Raw genomic sequence first — 13,167 nt, forward strand, 5'->3', positions numbered from 1 at the left:
CGTGGCGACGCAGGGAGCAAGGACATGCAGGACGACACCCTTCGCATCGATCGCAGCGCCAAGACCTTGAGAACATTGGCTCTCGAGCGCATGCGCGAAGCCATCATGGATTTTCATTTCCAGCCCGGCGAAAGGCTGGTCGAGCGGCCGCTTTGCGATCAGCTTGGCGTCAGCCGCTCGGTTGTGCGCGAGGTTTTGCGGCAGCTGGAGGCTGAGGGTCTCGTTCAGATGATCCCCGGACACGGGCCGGCGGTGGCCAAGCCGGATCTCGGCCGCACCGACGAGATCTACGAGCTCAGGGCCCTGCTGGAAGGGATCGCGGCGCGCGCCTGCGCGCTATCGGCAACCGATGCGCAACTGGCAGTGCTGGAGCATGCCCTCAGCGAGCTCTTCGAAGCCTGGGCCTCGGGCAAGCCGCCGGCGGTGATGCGCGCGACGACGAAGTTCTACGAAGCGCTGTTCGAGGCCGCTGACAAGCGCGTCGCCTGGGAGATCGTGAGCGGGCTCAACGTGCGCATCAACCAGCTGCGTTCGATGACGATAGCCTCGGCGAACCGGCGCGAGCCGGCGATCGCCGAAATGAAAGAGATCATGAATGCGATCAGGGCGCGCAAGCCGGAGGAGGCGGAAGCGGCGGCGCGGCGGCATGTCGAATCCGCCTGGAAGATCGCCCGCACGGCGCTGCAGCCGAATGGTTAGGCGGTGTCCCTGTTGGCCAGCGCGATGTGGCAGCAGCCGGAGCCGTGGCCCGGCGTCCAGGTGACGTTGGCGAAGCGCACGCCAGTCGCCTCGAACAGGCCGCGGTCGAAGGCGCCGGCGATGCGGCAGAGCGTGGCGAGCTTTTCCTCGCCGACGCCGGCCTCGATCCAGGCATCCTTCAACGGGCAGCGCTTAACCTTGAAGGCGATATGGTCCGGTCCGTGCTCGACATGGGTCGGGTACATGCGCCCGCCATCCGGGCTGACGGAAAGGAACGCCTCGCCGATCGCCAGCGCGTCGTTGGGGCCGAAGCCGGCGAAGGCCGTCGCAGCGACCTCCCGGCCGCGCTTTTCGATGGTGCGGACCATCACCGCCTCGGCCCTCTCGGCGCCGAGCTCAGCGGTCAGCTCGTCCAGGAAAAGACGGTAGAGGTCGGCGCGGTTGCGGAACGCAGAATCGAGCTCGCGCGACAGTTTCTCGGCTCTCAGTGCGTGGTCGTTCATGGTCTTGTGGTCCTGTTCAATTTAGGCGTCGCCGCCACCAGCGCCTTGCCGATCGCCGATTGCGGGTTGCCGATGACGGCGCGGGCGACGCCGCTCTCGACCGCCCGGCCGGCGTCGAGGATGACGACGCGATGCGCGACGGCGCGGATGACGCCGAGATCATGTGAAATGAAGAGATAAGCGATCCGTTCCTGGCGTTGCAGGTCGAGCAGCAATTCCAGGATCTGTCCGCGCACCGAAACATCGAGCGCCGACACCGCCTCGTCGAGGACGATCAAGGAAGGCTGTGTGGCGATCGCGCGGGCGATCGCTACGCGCTGGCGCTGACCACCGGAAATCTCGTGGATGGCGCGGGCGGCAAGATCGGCACCGAGGCCGACACGCTCCAGAAGCGCCGCGATGCGGCGCGGGCGCTCGGCGCGCGAGGCGATGCCATGGATGCGCAAGGGGTCGTCGAGCACGCGCGCCACGGTGGCGCGCGGGTTGAAGGCGGCGAGCGGATCCTGGAACACCATCTGAAGGCGGGCGCGGCGCGCGCGCAGCGCGGCGCCCGACAGCGCAAGGAAGTCCGCGCCTTCGAATTCGATGCGGCCGGCATCGGGCTCGAGCAGCCGTAGCACCAGCCGCGCGATGGTCGACTTGCCGCTGCCGGAGGGGCCGGCGAGCGCCAGCGTCTCGGCCGGCCCGATCTCGAACGAGACATCGTCGACCGCCGCAAAGGGCTTGCCGCCGCGGCGGTAGCGCTTGGCGAGATTGGAGACGGCGAGCACGGTCATGCCGAAGCACCCTGCCGGTCAAGCAGAGGCTCGGCGTCGAGACCGAGATGGGCATCGAGCAGCGTGCGGGTATAGGCGTGGCGCGGCGCGTCGATGATCTGATGCGTCTTGCCGAACTCGACCAACTCGCCATGGCGCAGCACGGCGATGCGCGAGGCAAGGGTGGCGGCGAGCGCGATATCGTGGCTGATGAAGACGAGCGTCATGCCGTCCTCGGCGACGAGCCGGCGGATCAGCGACACGATCTCGGCCTGCACGATGGTGTCGAGCGCACTGGTCGCCTCGTCGGCGATGAGCAGCTTCGGTCCGGCGGCGATTGCCGCGGCGATCGCCACGCGCTGCTTCTGGCCGCCGGAGAGCTGGTGCGGATAGGCACCCAACGTAGCTTCCGGGTCGGGCAGGTGGACGCGGTCCAGCAGGGTCTTGGCTTTGGCATAAGCTTCAGGCCAGGTCAGGCCGAGATGCGTGCGGGCGACCTCGGCGATCTGTTCGCCGATCGGCATCACCGGGTCGAGGCTGGAGGAAGGGTCCTGGAAGACGAAGCCGATGTCGCGGCCGAGGAGAGGGGCTTGAATTTCGCCAATCACGGACAGCCGGCGTTCTGTCGCGCCCCTCTCTGTCCTGCGGGACATCTCCCCCTCTTGGGGGGAGATTGGTTTGTGATCTCCGCCTTCGCCAATCTTCGAGGTCGCAAGAAGTGCGTCGGCAACGGAGCTGCCAATCTCCCCCCTTGAGGGGGAGATGTCCGGCAGGACAGAGGGGGGTGCCTTGGCGCCAGCATTTGCTGGCAAGAACCAATCGATGCGCCCGTCAATCTTGGCAGATCCCGCCAACAACCCCGCTGCCGCCAGCGCCAGCGTGCTTTTTCCCGAACCGCTTTCACCGATGATCGCCAGGCGCTCGCTGGCTTCAACATCCAGGCTGATGCCTTTCAGCGCTGTCACATCGACGCCGTCTTGGCGATAGCGCACCGAAAGGTCGCGGATCGAGAGCAGGGCCGTCACGACAGGCTCCTGCGCACCGCGTTGCCTTCGACCACGCCTTCGCCGGCGAGGTAGACGCCGAGCACGGTCAGCACCAGCGCGATACCGGGAAAGATCGACAGATACGGCGCGGTGCGCAAGACGGCGCGGCCTTCGGCGATCATGCCGCCCCAGGTGACACGGTTCGGGTCACCAAGGCCGAGGAAGGAAAGTGCTGCCTCGGTGAGGATGGCGGCCGCGACGATCACAGAAGACAGCGCCAGCACCGGCGGCAAGGCGTTGGGCAGCACCTCGCGGAAAGCAATTTCCAACGGATGCATGCCGATCACGCGGGCACCGGCGACATAATCGCGCTCGCGGATCGAGAGGACTTCGGCGCGCGCCACCCGCGCGGGTCCGGTCCAGGCGCCGAGTGCTATTGCCCCGATGACGACGCCGAGCGAGGGCCCGACGATGCTGACGAAGGCCAGCGCCAGCAGGAAGCTCGGCACCGTCTGGAAGGCGTCGGTGATGCGCATCAGCACCTCGTCGATCAGACCTCCGGCGAAGCCGGCCAGCGTGCCGACCGCCGCGCCGATCAGGAGTGCCGCGGCGGCCGCCGCCAGTCCTACCGCCAGCGAGGTGCGGGCGCCGTGGAAAAGCTCGGGCAGCACATCGCGACCGAGCCGGTCGGTGCCGAGCGGCAGCGACCATGTCTGGAAGGGCGGCAGCAGCGCCGGACCGGCGATCGCCTGCGGGTCGCCTGGGAAAAGCAGGGGTGCGGTCAGCGCCATCACGACGAGCAAGGCAAGGACGAGCGCGCCGGCGATGGCCTCTGGCGTGCGGAAGAAGCGGCTCAGTCGGCTCATGCGCCGGCCTCGCTGGCGCCGACGCGCGGATCGAGGAAGGCGTAGGCGAGGTCGACCACAAGGTTGATCACGATGACGAGAACGGCGCTGACCAGAATGATGCCGAGCAGCAGCGGCGTGTCGCGACCGGCGACGGCTTCCTGTGCCAGCCGGCCGAGGCCTGGCACGGCAAAGACGCTTTCGATGACGACGCTGCCGCCCAGCATCTGCGCCGACTGCAGGCCGAGCATGGTGACCAGAGGCAGGAGCGCGTTGCGGGCGACATGCGCGAGCACGATGCGGCGGCGCGGCAGACCCCTGGCGCGGGCGGCAAGCACGAAGTCCTGCCGCCAGGCCTCGGCCATGCCGGCGCGCATCATGCGCAGGTAGAGCGCCAGATAGATGAAACCGAGTGCTACCACCGGCAGCACGAGATGGATGGCGATGTCGGTGGCGCGGGCAAGTCCGGTCTTGTCGGAAGCGACGGCCTCGATGCCGCCGATCGGCAGCCAGCGCAGATCGACAGCAAAGACGACGATCAGCACTAGGCCGAGCCAGAAGCCGGGTACGGCATAGAGCGCCAGCGAGCCGAGCGAGAGGAAGCGGTCGCGAACGCTGCCCGGTCTCGCGCCGGCATAGATGCCGAGCGCCGAGCCGAGGCCGAAGGAAAGCGCGATGGCGCTGCCCATCAGGATGAGCGTGGTGGGCAGGCGTTCGAGGATGACGTCCCTGATCGGCCGCGAGAAGGTGACCGACTGGCCGAGATCGAGATGCAGCAGCGCCCAGAGGAAGTTGGCGAGGCGGGTCAGTTCCGACTGGTCGAGGCCCCAGCGGTGGCGCAGCAATTCGATCATGCCGGCATCGCCGCCGGTCGAGACGATATAGGCATCGACCGCGTCGCCGGGGGCTGCTTCGAGCAGCAGGAAGTTGCCGATGACGACGATCAGGAGCACGAAGATGCTGCCGACGAAACGGCGGCGCAGGAGGCGGAGGGCGCGGGTCATGCGCGCCTCGAGGGATTGCCGACATCCTGGCTAGGATTACGCCAAGGCACCCCCCTCTGTCCTGCCGGACAGAGGGGGGTCTCGTAGAGCTCGATGTCTACGATGATTTCCTCGCGAACGCTCATCCGCGCGAGTGTGTCATGATTGCAAATACGTGTCCGCCCAGTTCGACACCGCCCAGCGCGGGTTGTTGGCGATGTTGCCGACGGTGTCGCGGGCGACGGAAATGAAGCTCCATTCGGCGACGTTGATCAGCGGCAGGTCGGCCGCCACCTTTTTCTGGAACTCTTTGTAGAGCTCCGTGCGCGCTGATGTGTCGAGCGTCTCCGATGCCTTGGCGATCAGCGCGTCCAGTTCGGCATTCTTGTAGCCGCCCTGGTTGGAGAAGGGCACGCCGTCGGGGATGCCGCTCTGCACCAGGATGGTGGTCGAGATCGCCGGGTCGCCGCGGAACACCGGCGGGCCAACGGCGAGGTCGAAGGCGTGGTCGGTATAGACCGCTTTCATATGCGCGGCCGAGTCGTTGTTGACGATCTCGGCATCGATACCAATGGCGGCGAGCGCCTGGCGCAGATAGTCGCCGAACTGTTTCGTCTCGTTGAAATAGGGCGCCGGCAGCAGTTTCAGCGCAAACCGCTTGCCGTCGTCGGCGCGCTTGTAACCGGCTTCATCGAGCAGGTCGTTGGCCTTTGCGACGTCGAACGGATAGGTCGGGACATCGGCGGTGTAGAATTGCGGATCGTTCTTCGGCACCGGGCCTGTCGCGGTCGCCGCGTAGCCGAGGAAGATCGTCTTGACGACGAAATCCCTGTCGATGGCATGCGCGATCGCCTGGCGCACTTTCAGATCGGCCAGTTCCTTGCGGCGATGGTTGATCTCGACCACGAGCTGGTAGGTCAGCCCTTCATAGCCCTTGGTGATGACCTTCAGGCCCTGCACCTTGGAGATGCGGTCGAGATCGGCGAGCGGCACGGCGGAGAAGGCGGCGAGCTGGATCTCTTCCGCCTCCAGCGCGGCCGCCGCCGAGGTGCGATCGGGCAGCACCTGGTAGACGATCTCGTCGAGATAGGGCTCGTCCTTGCCCCAATAATCGTCGTTCCGCGCTAGCCGATAGTACTGGCCGGCCTTGTATTCGGTGAATTTGAACGGGCCGGTGCCGACCGGAGCGTTGTTGGCCGGATTGTCCTCGATCTTGCCCGTCTCATAGACGTGCTTCGGCACGACGCTCGTCAACGCCGGCAGCGCGTTGCGGATCAGCTGGAGCGGCGTCGGCTTGGCGAATTTGAAGACGGCGGTCAGGTCGTTGGGCGTGTCGACCGTGCTGAGATCCTTGAACACGGTGCGGCCGAGATTCTGCAGCGTCTTCCAGACCTGCAGCGCCGAGAAGGCGACGTCGGCGGAGGTGAAGGGCTTGCCGTCATGCCATTTGACGCCGTCGCGCAATTTGAAGGTCACCGACAGGCCGTCGGCCGCACCTTCCCAGGAAAGTGCCAGGCGCGGCTGCAATCCATCCTTGCCGTCGTAGGAGGCTTCGGCCAGCGTCTCGACGACCTTGCTGGAAATGAAGAAGACGCCATTGGAGGCGACAATCGCAGGGTTGAGGTTGCGCGGCTCGGAGTCGGCGGCGACGATCAACCGCCCGCCCTTTTTCGGCGTCTGCGCCCGGCCGATTGCCGGCAGCGCAGTCGAGGCCAAAAGGAACGCCGAACCGGCAAGCAGGCTGCGGCGTGAAATCGTCAATTCGGACATCGCTCAACTCCCCTCTTCGCCCACGGCAGGTGCGGCTATCTCGAACAGTTGGGGATTATGGCCTTCGGCAAAGGTTTCGCCAGAGACGGATTTGGCGCATGCCGGCTTGGCTTTGAAATTTTCGTCCGCTGGACCAGTTATATTCAAGCTGCGGCTGCGATTATCTGGTAGGACCAGATATGAGGTAACGCCTCCAGTTGCCTGCCGATGAAGGTTGTGCCGACCGCACGCTGTCAATTCTGGCTGGACCAGAGCGGCTAAAATGGTGCAGATTTCGCCGCCAATCGCAATTCGAGAAAATTCGCCGCTTGCGCTGCCAAGGATATCAGGAGAGGCAGATGAACATCGCTCCGGGCAAGACCAGCGTCATCCCGTTCGACCAGGCGCGGGTGGACCGGCTGATGGAGGAGGCCGGCATCGACGTGCTCTTCGCCACCTCCAAGCACAACACGCAATATCTGCTCGGTGGCTACAAGTTCATCTTCTTCGCGGCGATGGATGCCATCGGACACAGCCGCTACCTGCCGATCGTCCTCTACGAAAAAGGCGGGCCGGAGCATGCAGCCTATATCGGCAACCGCATGGAAGGCGGCGAGCATCAGAACCATCCGTTCTGGACGCCGACATTGCATACCGCCTGCTGGGGGACGCTCGACGCCGCCAACCTTGCGGTCGAGCATCTGCAGAAGATCGGCAAGTCGGCGGCGCGCATCGGCATCGAGCCGGGCTTCCTGCCATCGGATGCCTATACGCTGATCCGCAAGGCGCTGCCGGATGCGAAGCTGATCGACGCGACCGGCATGCTGGAAAATATGCGCGCCATCAAAACCGAAGCGGAGCTCGAAAAGCTGCGCATCGCCTCCGAACTGATCACCGATTCCATGCTGGCGACGATTGCCTGGGCGCGCGAGGGCACGACCAAGACCGACATCATCGAACGGCTCAGGCGAGAGGAGACCAATCGCGGCGCGCATTTCGAATATTGCCTGCTGACGCTGGGCTCCAACCACAACCGTGCCGCCTCAGACCAGGCGTGGAAAAAGGGCGAGGTGCTGTCGATCGATTCCGGCGGCAATTATCACGGCTATATCGGCGATCTATGCCGCATGGGCGTGCTTGGCGAGCCGGATGCCGAACTGGAGGATCTTCTGGCCGAAGTCGAGGCGGTGCAGCAGGCGGCCTTCTCAAAGGTCAAACTGGGCACGCTCGGCGGCGACATGATTGCCCACGCCGAGAGCGTGCTGAAGGCCTCGAAGGTGGCGGCCTTTACGGATTTCTTCGCCCACGGCATGGGTCTGATCACGCATGAGGCGCCGTTCCTGATGACCAACCATCCGGTCACCTATGAAGGCACCTATGCGGCAAAGCCGCTGGAAAAGAACATGGTGCTCTCGGTCGAGACCACCATGCTCCACCCGACACGCGGCTTCATCAAACTGGAGGACACCGTCGCGGTGACCGACGCCGGCTATGTGATGTTCGGCGATCGCGGGCGCGGGTGGAACAGGGGTGGGGCTTGATAAACCGCGGTCGGCGCTGCCCCTCATCCGCTTGCCGGCACCTTCTCCCCGTAGAACGGGGAGAAGGAAAATTCATCACTGCCCGCTCGGCAGCAGCCTGAAATCCGGTAGCTCCCGCAGCGCCAGCTCTGGGCCGGCCGGCGAGTAGACGACGAAGAGCTGCATTGGCTGATCGCCGGTGTTGAGCGTCGAGTGGAAGCGGCTCTCGGGGACATAGATGGTGCAGCCGGGGCCGACCTTCGCGACCACCGGATTGCCCTTTTCGTCCTCGACCATCTGCTCGCCGTTGCCGGAGATGACGAAGATGATTTCTTCGGCGCCCGGATGGTTGTGGCGGGTGTGCCCTTTGCCGGGCGGCAGGTCGACGACGCCGCCGGAAAAGCGGACCGCGCCATTGACCTCCGGCGCGACGGTGAGGGCCAGCCTGCCCCAGTCGAAGCCGAAGGCGCTGACATCCTTCGGGTAGACGAACACGTTGCTCTTGTCGGCCATTGCCTCATCCCTTTCTATTTGCCGGCAGTATTCGCTTTGTCGATTGCCGCCTTGAAATCCGCCGTCTGCCTGGCGATTGCCGCTTCCGCCGGAAGCCGTTCCATCGAGCTTGCGCCATAGAAGCCATGCAGGCCCTGGCAGCGTTCGAGAATGTAGCGCGCATCGTCCGGCATCGAGATCGGGCCCCCGTGGCAGAGCAGGATGACGTCCTTGCGCACCGAGCGCGCGGCGTCGGCAATGGCGTCGATCTCCCTCACGCAGGCATCGAGCGACTTCGCCGAGGTGGCGCCGATCGAGCCGCCGGTCGTCACGCCCATATGGGCAACAATGATATCGGCGCCGGCCTGTGTCATGGCGCGCGCCTCGTCCGGGTTGAAGACGTAAGGCGTGGTCAGCAGGTCGAGCTCGTGCGCTTCGGCGATCATGTCGACTTCGAGCCCGAAACCCATGCCGGTCTCCTCGAAGCTCTGGCGCATGGTGCCGTCGAACAGGCCGACGGTCGGAAAATTCTGCACGCCGGAGAAACCCATCGTCTTCAGCTCGGCGAGCAGCAACGGCATGATGACGAAAGGATCAGTGCCGTTGACGCCGGCCAGCACCGGTGTCCTCTTCACCACCGGCAGCACCTCATAGGCCATTTCCTTGACGATCTCGTTGGCATTGCCGTAGGCGAGCAGGCCGGCGGCCGAGCCGCGTCCGGCCATGCGGTAGCGGCCGGAATTGTAGATGATGATGAGGTCGATGCCGCCGGCCTCCTCCGCCTTGGCCGACAGGCCGGTGCCGGCGCCGCCGCCGACGATCGGCACGCCGTCGGCGATCATCTTGCGGAATTTTTCCAGGATCTCTTTGCGCGGAATGGCGGCCATGCTTGTCGGGTCTCACGTCTTGGCGATGTCGAGGAAGGCTTCGGCTGCGGCCTTGGCGAATGCGGGATCGTTGATGTGCAGCGGCAGGCGCGTCACGGTGCGGTTCTTCGTCGGCTTGATCGTGCGCTCGATGGCCTCGAACAGCGCCGCATCGGCTTCCGGGTCGAAGAAGGCGCCGCCCTCGATGTCGAGGGCGGACACACCCTTTTCCGGGATCAGGAAGCGAACCTGGCCGTCACAACGGGCAAGGCGACCGCCGATCCATTCGCCTATTCTGCGGCATTCTTCGGCGGTCGTGCGCATCAGCGTGACATTCGGATTGTGCTCGTAAAAGAGACGGCCGCGATAGCGCTCGGGGATCGTCGGCGGCGCCCAGAAATTCACCATGTCGAGCGCGCCGACCGAGCCGACATAGGGCAGCCTGGTGCGGGCAACGGCGCCGAAGCGATCCTGCGTTGCCGGTAGCACACCGCCGAACAGAAGATCGCAGACCTCCGTCGTGGTGATGTCGATCACGCCGGCGAGCAGACCGCTGTCGGCGAGCTTTTCCATCGAGCGACCGCCGGTGCCGGTAGCGTGGAACACCATGCAGTCATAGTCGGCGCGCAACTGCTCGACGATTGCCGTGACACATGGCGTGGTGACGCCGAACATGGTCAGCCCAAGCGCCGGCTTGCCGGCTGCGATCGGCGCCGGCTTAGCCGCCATGCCGGCGATCGCCTGGGCGGCGTTGTGCAGCACGACGCGCGACAGCCGGTTGAGGCCCGCCATGTCGGTGACCGACGGCATCATGACGATGTCGGAGACATCGACGTAAGGCGCGGTGTCGCCGGAAGCGAGCGTCGAGACCATGATCTTGGGCAGGCCGAGCGGCAACGCACGCATGCCGGCGGTGACGATCGAGGTGCCGCCGCCGCCGCCAATGCCGATCACGCCGGCAACGTCGTCGCGGGATTGGATGAAGCGGGCAAATGCGACGCCCATGCCGGCAACGGCGGTGCCGCGGTTGTCGATGCCGAGCACCGCGCCGGCTCCATCCGGATGGTGAGCGGCGACCTCGCTTGCCGCGACATCGACGGGGACGGTCGCGCCGCGCGTGCCGATATCGACACGGATGACCGGACCGCCGGCAGCAGCAACGGCATCGGCCAGGAAAGCGAGTTCCTCACCCTTGGTGTCGGCAGTGCCGACCACATAGATGCGCTTCATCCGAGTTCCCCGTTGTCCCCTCAGTTGTCTGGCGTGCTCGGCACTGCCGCCTGCCGCTTCATGTCTGGCCGCCTGCCAAGGCCGGGCCATTGCAATTTTTTGAGACGCGCGTATCGTATTGACATGGATGTCTCACGTCAACAAGCCGCTTCCAACGACGAAGCCGGGCAAGCGCCGGCGGCCGAAAAGGGGCCACGCGCGCGCACCAAGCGCCTGATGCTGGAGACGGCGACGAGGCTGATGCAGTCCGGCGTGACGCCGTCCGTAAGCGAGGTGGCCGAGGCGGCGGAAGTCTCCCGCGCGACCGCCTATCGCTACTTCCCGAGCCAGGCGGCACTTGTACAGGCGGTCGTCGACGAGGGGCTCGGGCCGATCCTCACCTGGAAATCGGCTTCCAACGATCCGGAGCGGCGGGTGGCCGAGTTGTTCGCCTCCGCCATGCCGCGCATCGAGGCTTTCGAGGCGACATTCAAGGCGGCGCTCAAGCTTTCGCTCGAACAATGGGCGAAGCAGCAGGCAGGCACGCTGGGCTCCGAGCCCGCCTTCACGCGCGGCCATCGCATCGACCTGCTCAAGGATGCGATCGCGCCGCTCAAGGGCCGGTTGAAGCCGCGTCAGTTCAAACGTCTCGCCCAGGCACTGTCGCTGACGTTCGGTGTCGAGGTGCTGATCGTGCTCAAGGACATATGGGGGCTGGACAGCCGCGACATGATGGCGGTCGCCGAGTGGGCGGCGGGCGCGCTGGTGCGTGCGGCGATGGTGGAATCGGAAGCGAAAGCGGGTGGACTCATAGCGGCATCCAAGACGGGGATGTCTAAAATCTGGTTCGACCAGATTGGGAAGCCGGCCGCTGATAGTAGTTGTGATGTATCGCCGCAAACAAGGCCTCCTCATATCAAGGAGTAGGAAAAATAAGAGAAAACAGACAGATACCGTCTCGATTGGCTTGTCGGACCGCTTTTCGGCGTCCAAGAAAGCGCTTGACGGCCATCTTGAATTGGTAATACCAGATCAGTACGCATGAAGCGGATCGAAAATGAGGATTGCGATCCGTTTTTCCGGCTGGGCGAGGAGGCCCAAACCGGAAAGTGCCATCACGGGAGGAACTACCAGGGCCGGCCACGCAGCCGGCCTGCATGACACGGTAGAATGCGCACAAGGGAGGAAAACTATGCGCAAGATAGTGACCAGCGTGATTGCTGGTATCGGGTTGGCGCTTGCCTGCGGGACATCCGTCCGCGCGCAGGACAAGGAACTCACCATCTTCTGGGCGGAATGGGATCCGGCGAACTATCTCCAGGAACTCGTCAATGACTACACGGCCGAGACCGGCGTGAAGGTCACGGTGCAGACCACGCCGTGGCCGGATTTCCAGACCAAGGCCTTCACCGAATTCAACGCGCATGGCGACGCCTACGACATGGTGGTCGGCGACTCGCAATGGCTGGGCGCCGGTTCGACGCAGGGCCACTATGTCGACCTGACCGACTTCTTCAACAAGCACAAGCTTGGCGATGTGATGGCGCCGGCGACCATCAAGTATTATGCCGAATATCCCGGCGGTTCCGGCAAGTACTGGGCGATCCCGCTGGAAGGCGATGCGATCGGCTGGTCCTACCGCAAGGACTGGTTCGAGGACCCGAAGGAGAAGGAAGCCTTCAAGGCGAAGTACGGCTACGACCTCGACGTGCCGAAGACGTACGCGCAGCTGCGCGACATCGCAGAGTTCTTCCACCGTCCGGACCAGAAGAAGTACGGCATCGCAATCTACACCGACAATTCCTATGACGCGATGGCGATGGGCGTCGAAAGCGCCATCTTCAGCTATGGCGGCGATCTCGGCGATTACGCCACCTACAAGGTCGACGGCATCACCAATTCGAAGCAGGCTGCCGCCGGCCTCGAAATGTACAAGGAACTCTACAAGTTCACGCCTCCCGGCTGGGGCAAGACGTTCTTCGTGGAAGACAACCAGGCGATCACCGGCGGCCTCGCCGCGATGAGCATGAACTTCTTCGCCTTCTTCCCGCCGCTGGTGAACAAGGCCACCAACCCCTATGCCGACGTCACCGGCTTCTTCGCCAATCCTGCCGGGCCGGACGGCAAGCGCTTCGCCGCTCTCGGCGGTCAGGGCATCTCCGTCGTCTCGTACTCGAAGAACAAGGACGAGGCGATGAAGTTCCTCGAGTGGTTCATCAAGGACGAGACCCAGAAGAAGTGGGCGGAGCTCGGCGGCTACACCTGCAGCCAGGCTGTGCTGAAGTCCGAAGCCTTCCAGAATGCCACGCCCTACAACAAGGCGTTCTACGACACGATGTTCATGGTCAAGGACTTCTGGGCAACGCCTGAATATGCCGAGGTGCTCGATCAGCTGAACCAGAACATCTATCCGTTCGTGGTCGGCGGCAAGGGCACCGCTCAGGAAGCGCTCGACAAGACCGCCGCCGACTGGAAGGCGACGTTCACCAAATACAACCGCTACAAGTAAGCGTCACAGTCAGAATGCCGGAGGAGGGTTGCCCCTCCGGCATTCCTGTTT

At 64.6% G+C, this 13,167-nt stretch carries 12 protein-coding genes and 1 pseudogene; 4 read left to right on the plus strand and 9 right to left on the minus strand.

Annotated features, from left to right (window positions below; genetic code table 11):
- The first annotated feature begins 24 nt into the window (after positions 1 to 24).
- Positions 25 to 699, plus strand: coding sequence for a GntR family transcriptional regulator (locus RFN28_RS01870; RefSeq protein ID WP_320285673.1), 675 nt, complete (start codon positions 25 to 27; stop codon positions 697 to 699).
- Here RFN28_RS01870 and RFN28_RS01875 read toward each other — a convergent pair.
- The 6 genes from RFN28_RS01875 to RFN28_RS01900 all read right to left on the minus strand — a co-directional run bounded on the left by RFN28_RS01875 (position 696) and on the right by RFN28_RS01900 (position 6,541).
- Complete coding sequence (locus RFN28_RS01875) at positions 696 to 1,202, minus strand: L-2-amino-thiazoline-4-carboxylic acid hydrolase (RefSeq protein ID WP_320285674.1); 507 nt, start codon at positions 1,200 to 1,202, stop codon at positions 696 to 698. The two genes, RFN28_RS01870 and RFN28_RS01875, sit on opposite strands and share 4 nt — an antisense overlap.
- Entirely contained in the window at positions 1,199 to 1,978 is a 780-nt protein-coding gene (locus RFN28_RS01880) for an ABC transporter ATP-binding protein (RefSeq protein WP_320285675.1), read from the minus strand. The genes RFN28_RS01875 and RFN28_RS01880 overlap by 4 nt, the downstream gene beginning before the upstream one ends.
- Positions 1,975 to 2,982 (minus strand): ATP-binding cassette domain-containing protein, encoded by a 1,008-nt coding sequence (locus tag RFN28_RS01885; protein WP_320285676.1) that lies wholly within the window; start codon positions 2,980 to 2,982, stop codon positions 1,975 to 1,977. The genes RFN28_RS01880 and RFN28_RS01885 overlap by 4 nt, the downstream gene beginning before the upstream one ends.
- On the minus strand, positions 2,979 to 3,809 hold the full coding sequence (locus RFN28_RS01890) for an ABC transporter permease (RefSeq protein ID WP_320285677.1): 831 nt from the start codon (positions 3,807 to 3,809) through the stop codon (positions 2,979 to 2,981). Before RFN28_RS01890 ends, RFN28_RS01885 begins: the two co-directional genes overlap by 4 nt.
- Positions 3,806 to 4,792, minus strand: coding sequence for an ABC transporter permease (locus RFN28_RS01895; RefSeq protein WP_320285678.1), 987 nt, complete (start codon positions 4,790 to 4,792; stop codon positions 3,806 to 3,808). The genes RFN28_RS01890 and RFN28_RS01895 overlap by 4 nt, the downstream gene beginning before the upstream one ends.
- Before the next feature lie 138 nt (positions 4,793 to 4,930).
- The gene (locus RFN28_RS01900) at positions 4,931 to 6,541 is read right to left on the minus strand and encodes an ABC transporter substrate-binding protein (RefSeq protein ID WP_320285679.1); all 1,611 of its coding nucleotides are present in this window, start codon (positions 6,539 to 6,541) and stop codon (positions 4,931 to 4,933) included.
- A gap of 338 nt (positions 6,542 to 6,879) precedes the next feature.
- Between RFN28_RS01900 and RFN28_RS01905 the strand changes: the two genes are divergently transcribed.
- Positions 6,880 to 8,061, plus strand: coding sequence for a M24 family metallopeptidase (locus RFN28_RS01905; protein WP_320285680.1), 1,182 nt, complete (start codon positions 6,880 to 6,882; stop codon positions 8,059 to 8,061).
- A 75-nt stretch (positions 8,062 to 8,136) separates the two neighbouring features.
- Here RFN28_RS01905 and RFN28_RS01910 read toward each other — a convergent pair whose 3' ends face one another.
- The 3 genes from RFN28_RS01910 to RFN28_RS01920 are packed head-to-tail and all read right to left on the minus strand — an operon-like array spanning position 8,137 to position 10,628.
- Complete coding sequence (locus RFN28_RS01910) at positions 8,137 to 8,553, minus strand: cupin domain-containing protein (protein WP_320285681.1); 417 nt, start codon at positions 8,551 to 8,553, stop codon at positions 8,137 to 8,139.
- Between the two features lie 14 nt (positions 8,554 to 8,567).
- Entirely contained in the window at positions 8,568 to 9,419 is an 852-nt protein-coding gene (locus RFN28_RS01915) for a phosphoenolpyruvate hydrolase family protein (protein ID WP_320285682.1), read from the minus strand.
- Positions 9,420 to 9,431: 12 nt separating this feature from the next.
- Positions 9,432 to 10,628, minus strand: a complete 1,197-nt coding sequence (locus RFN28_RS01920; RefSeq protein WP_320285683.1) for a Tm-1-like ATP-binding domain-containing protein — start codon at positions 10,626 to 10,628, stop codon at positions 9,432 to 9,434.
- 123 nt (positions 10,629 to 10,751) lie between these two features.
- Between RFN28_RS01920 and RFN28_RS01925 the strand changes: the two are divergent.
- Positions 10,752 to 11,411 (plus strand): annotated as a pseudogene (locus tag RFN28_RS01925) (TetR/AcrR family transcriptional regulator); the annotation flags it as partial.
- A gap of 388 nt (positions 11,412 to 11,799) precedes the next feature.
- The gene (locus RFN28_RS01930) at positions 11,800 to 13,116 is read left to right on the plus strand and encodes an ABC transporter substrate-binding protein (protein ID WP_320285685.1); all 1,317 of its coding nucleotides are present in this window, start codon (positions 11,800 to 11,802) and stop codon (positions 13,114 to 13,116) included.
- Positions 13,117 to 13,167: the final 51 nt, after the last annotated feature.

The sequence above is a fragment of the Mesorhizobium album genome (assembly GCF_033977205.1).
GTDB classification, from domain to species: domain Bacteria; phylum Pseudomonadota; class Alphaproteobacteria; order Rhizobiales; family Rhizobiaceae; genus Mesorhizobium; species Mesorhizobium album.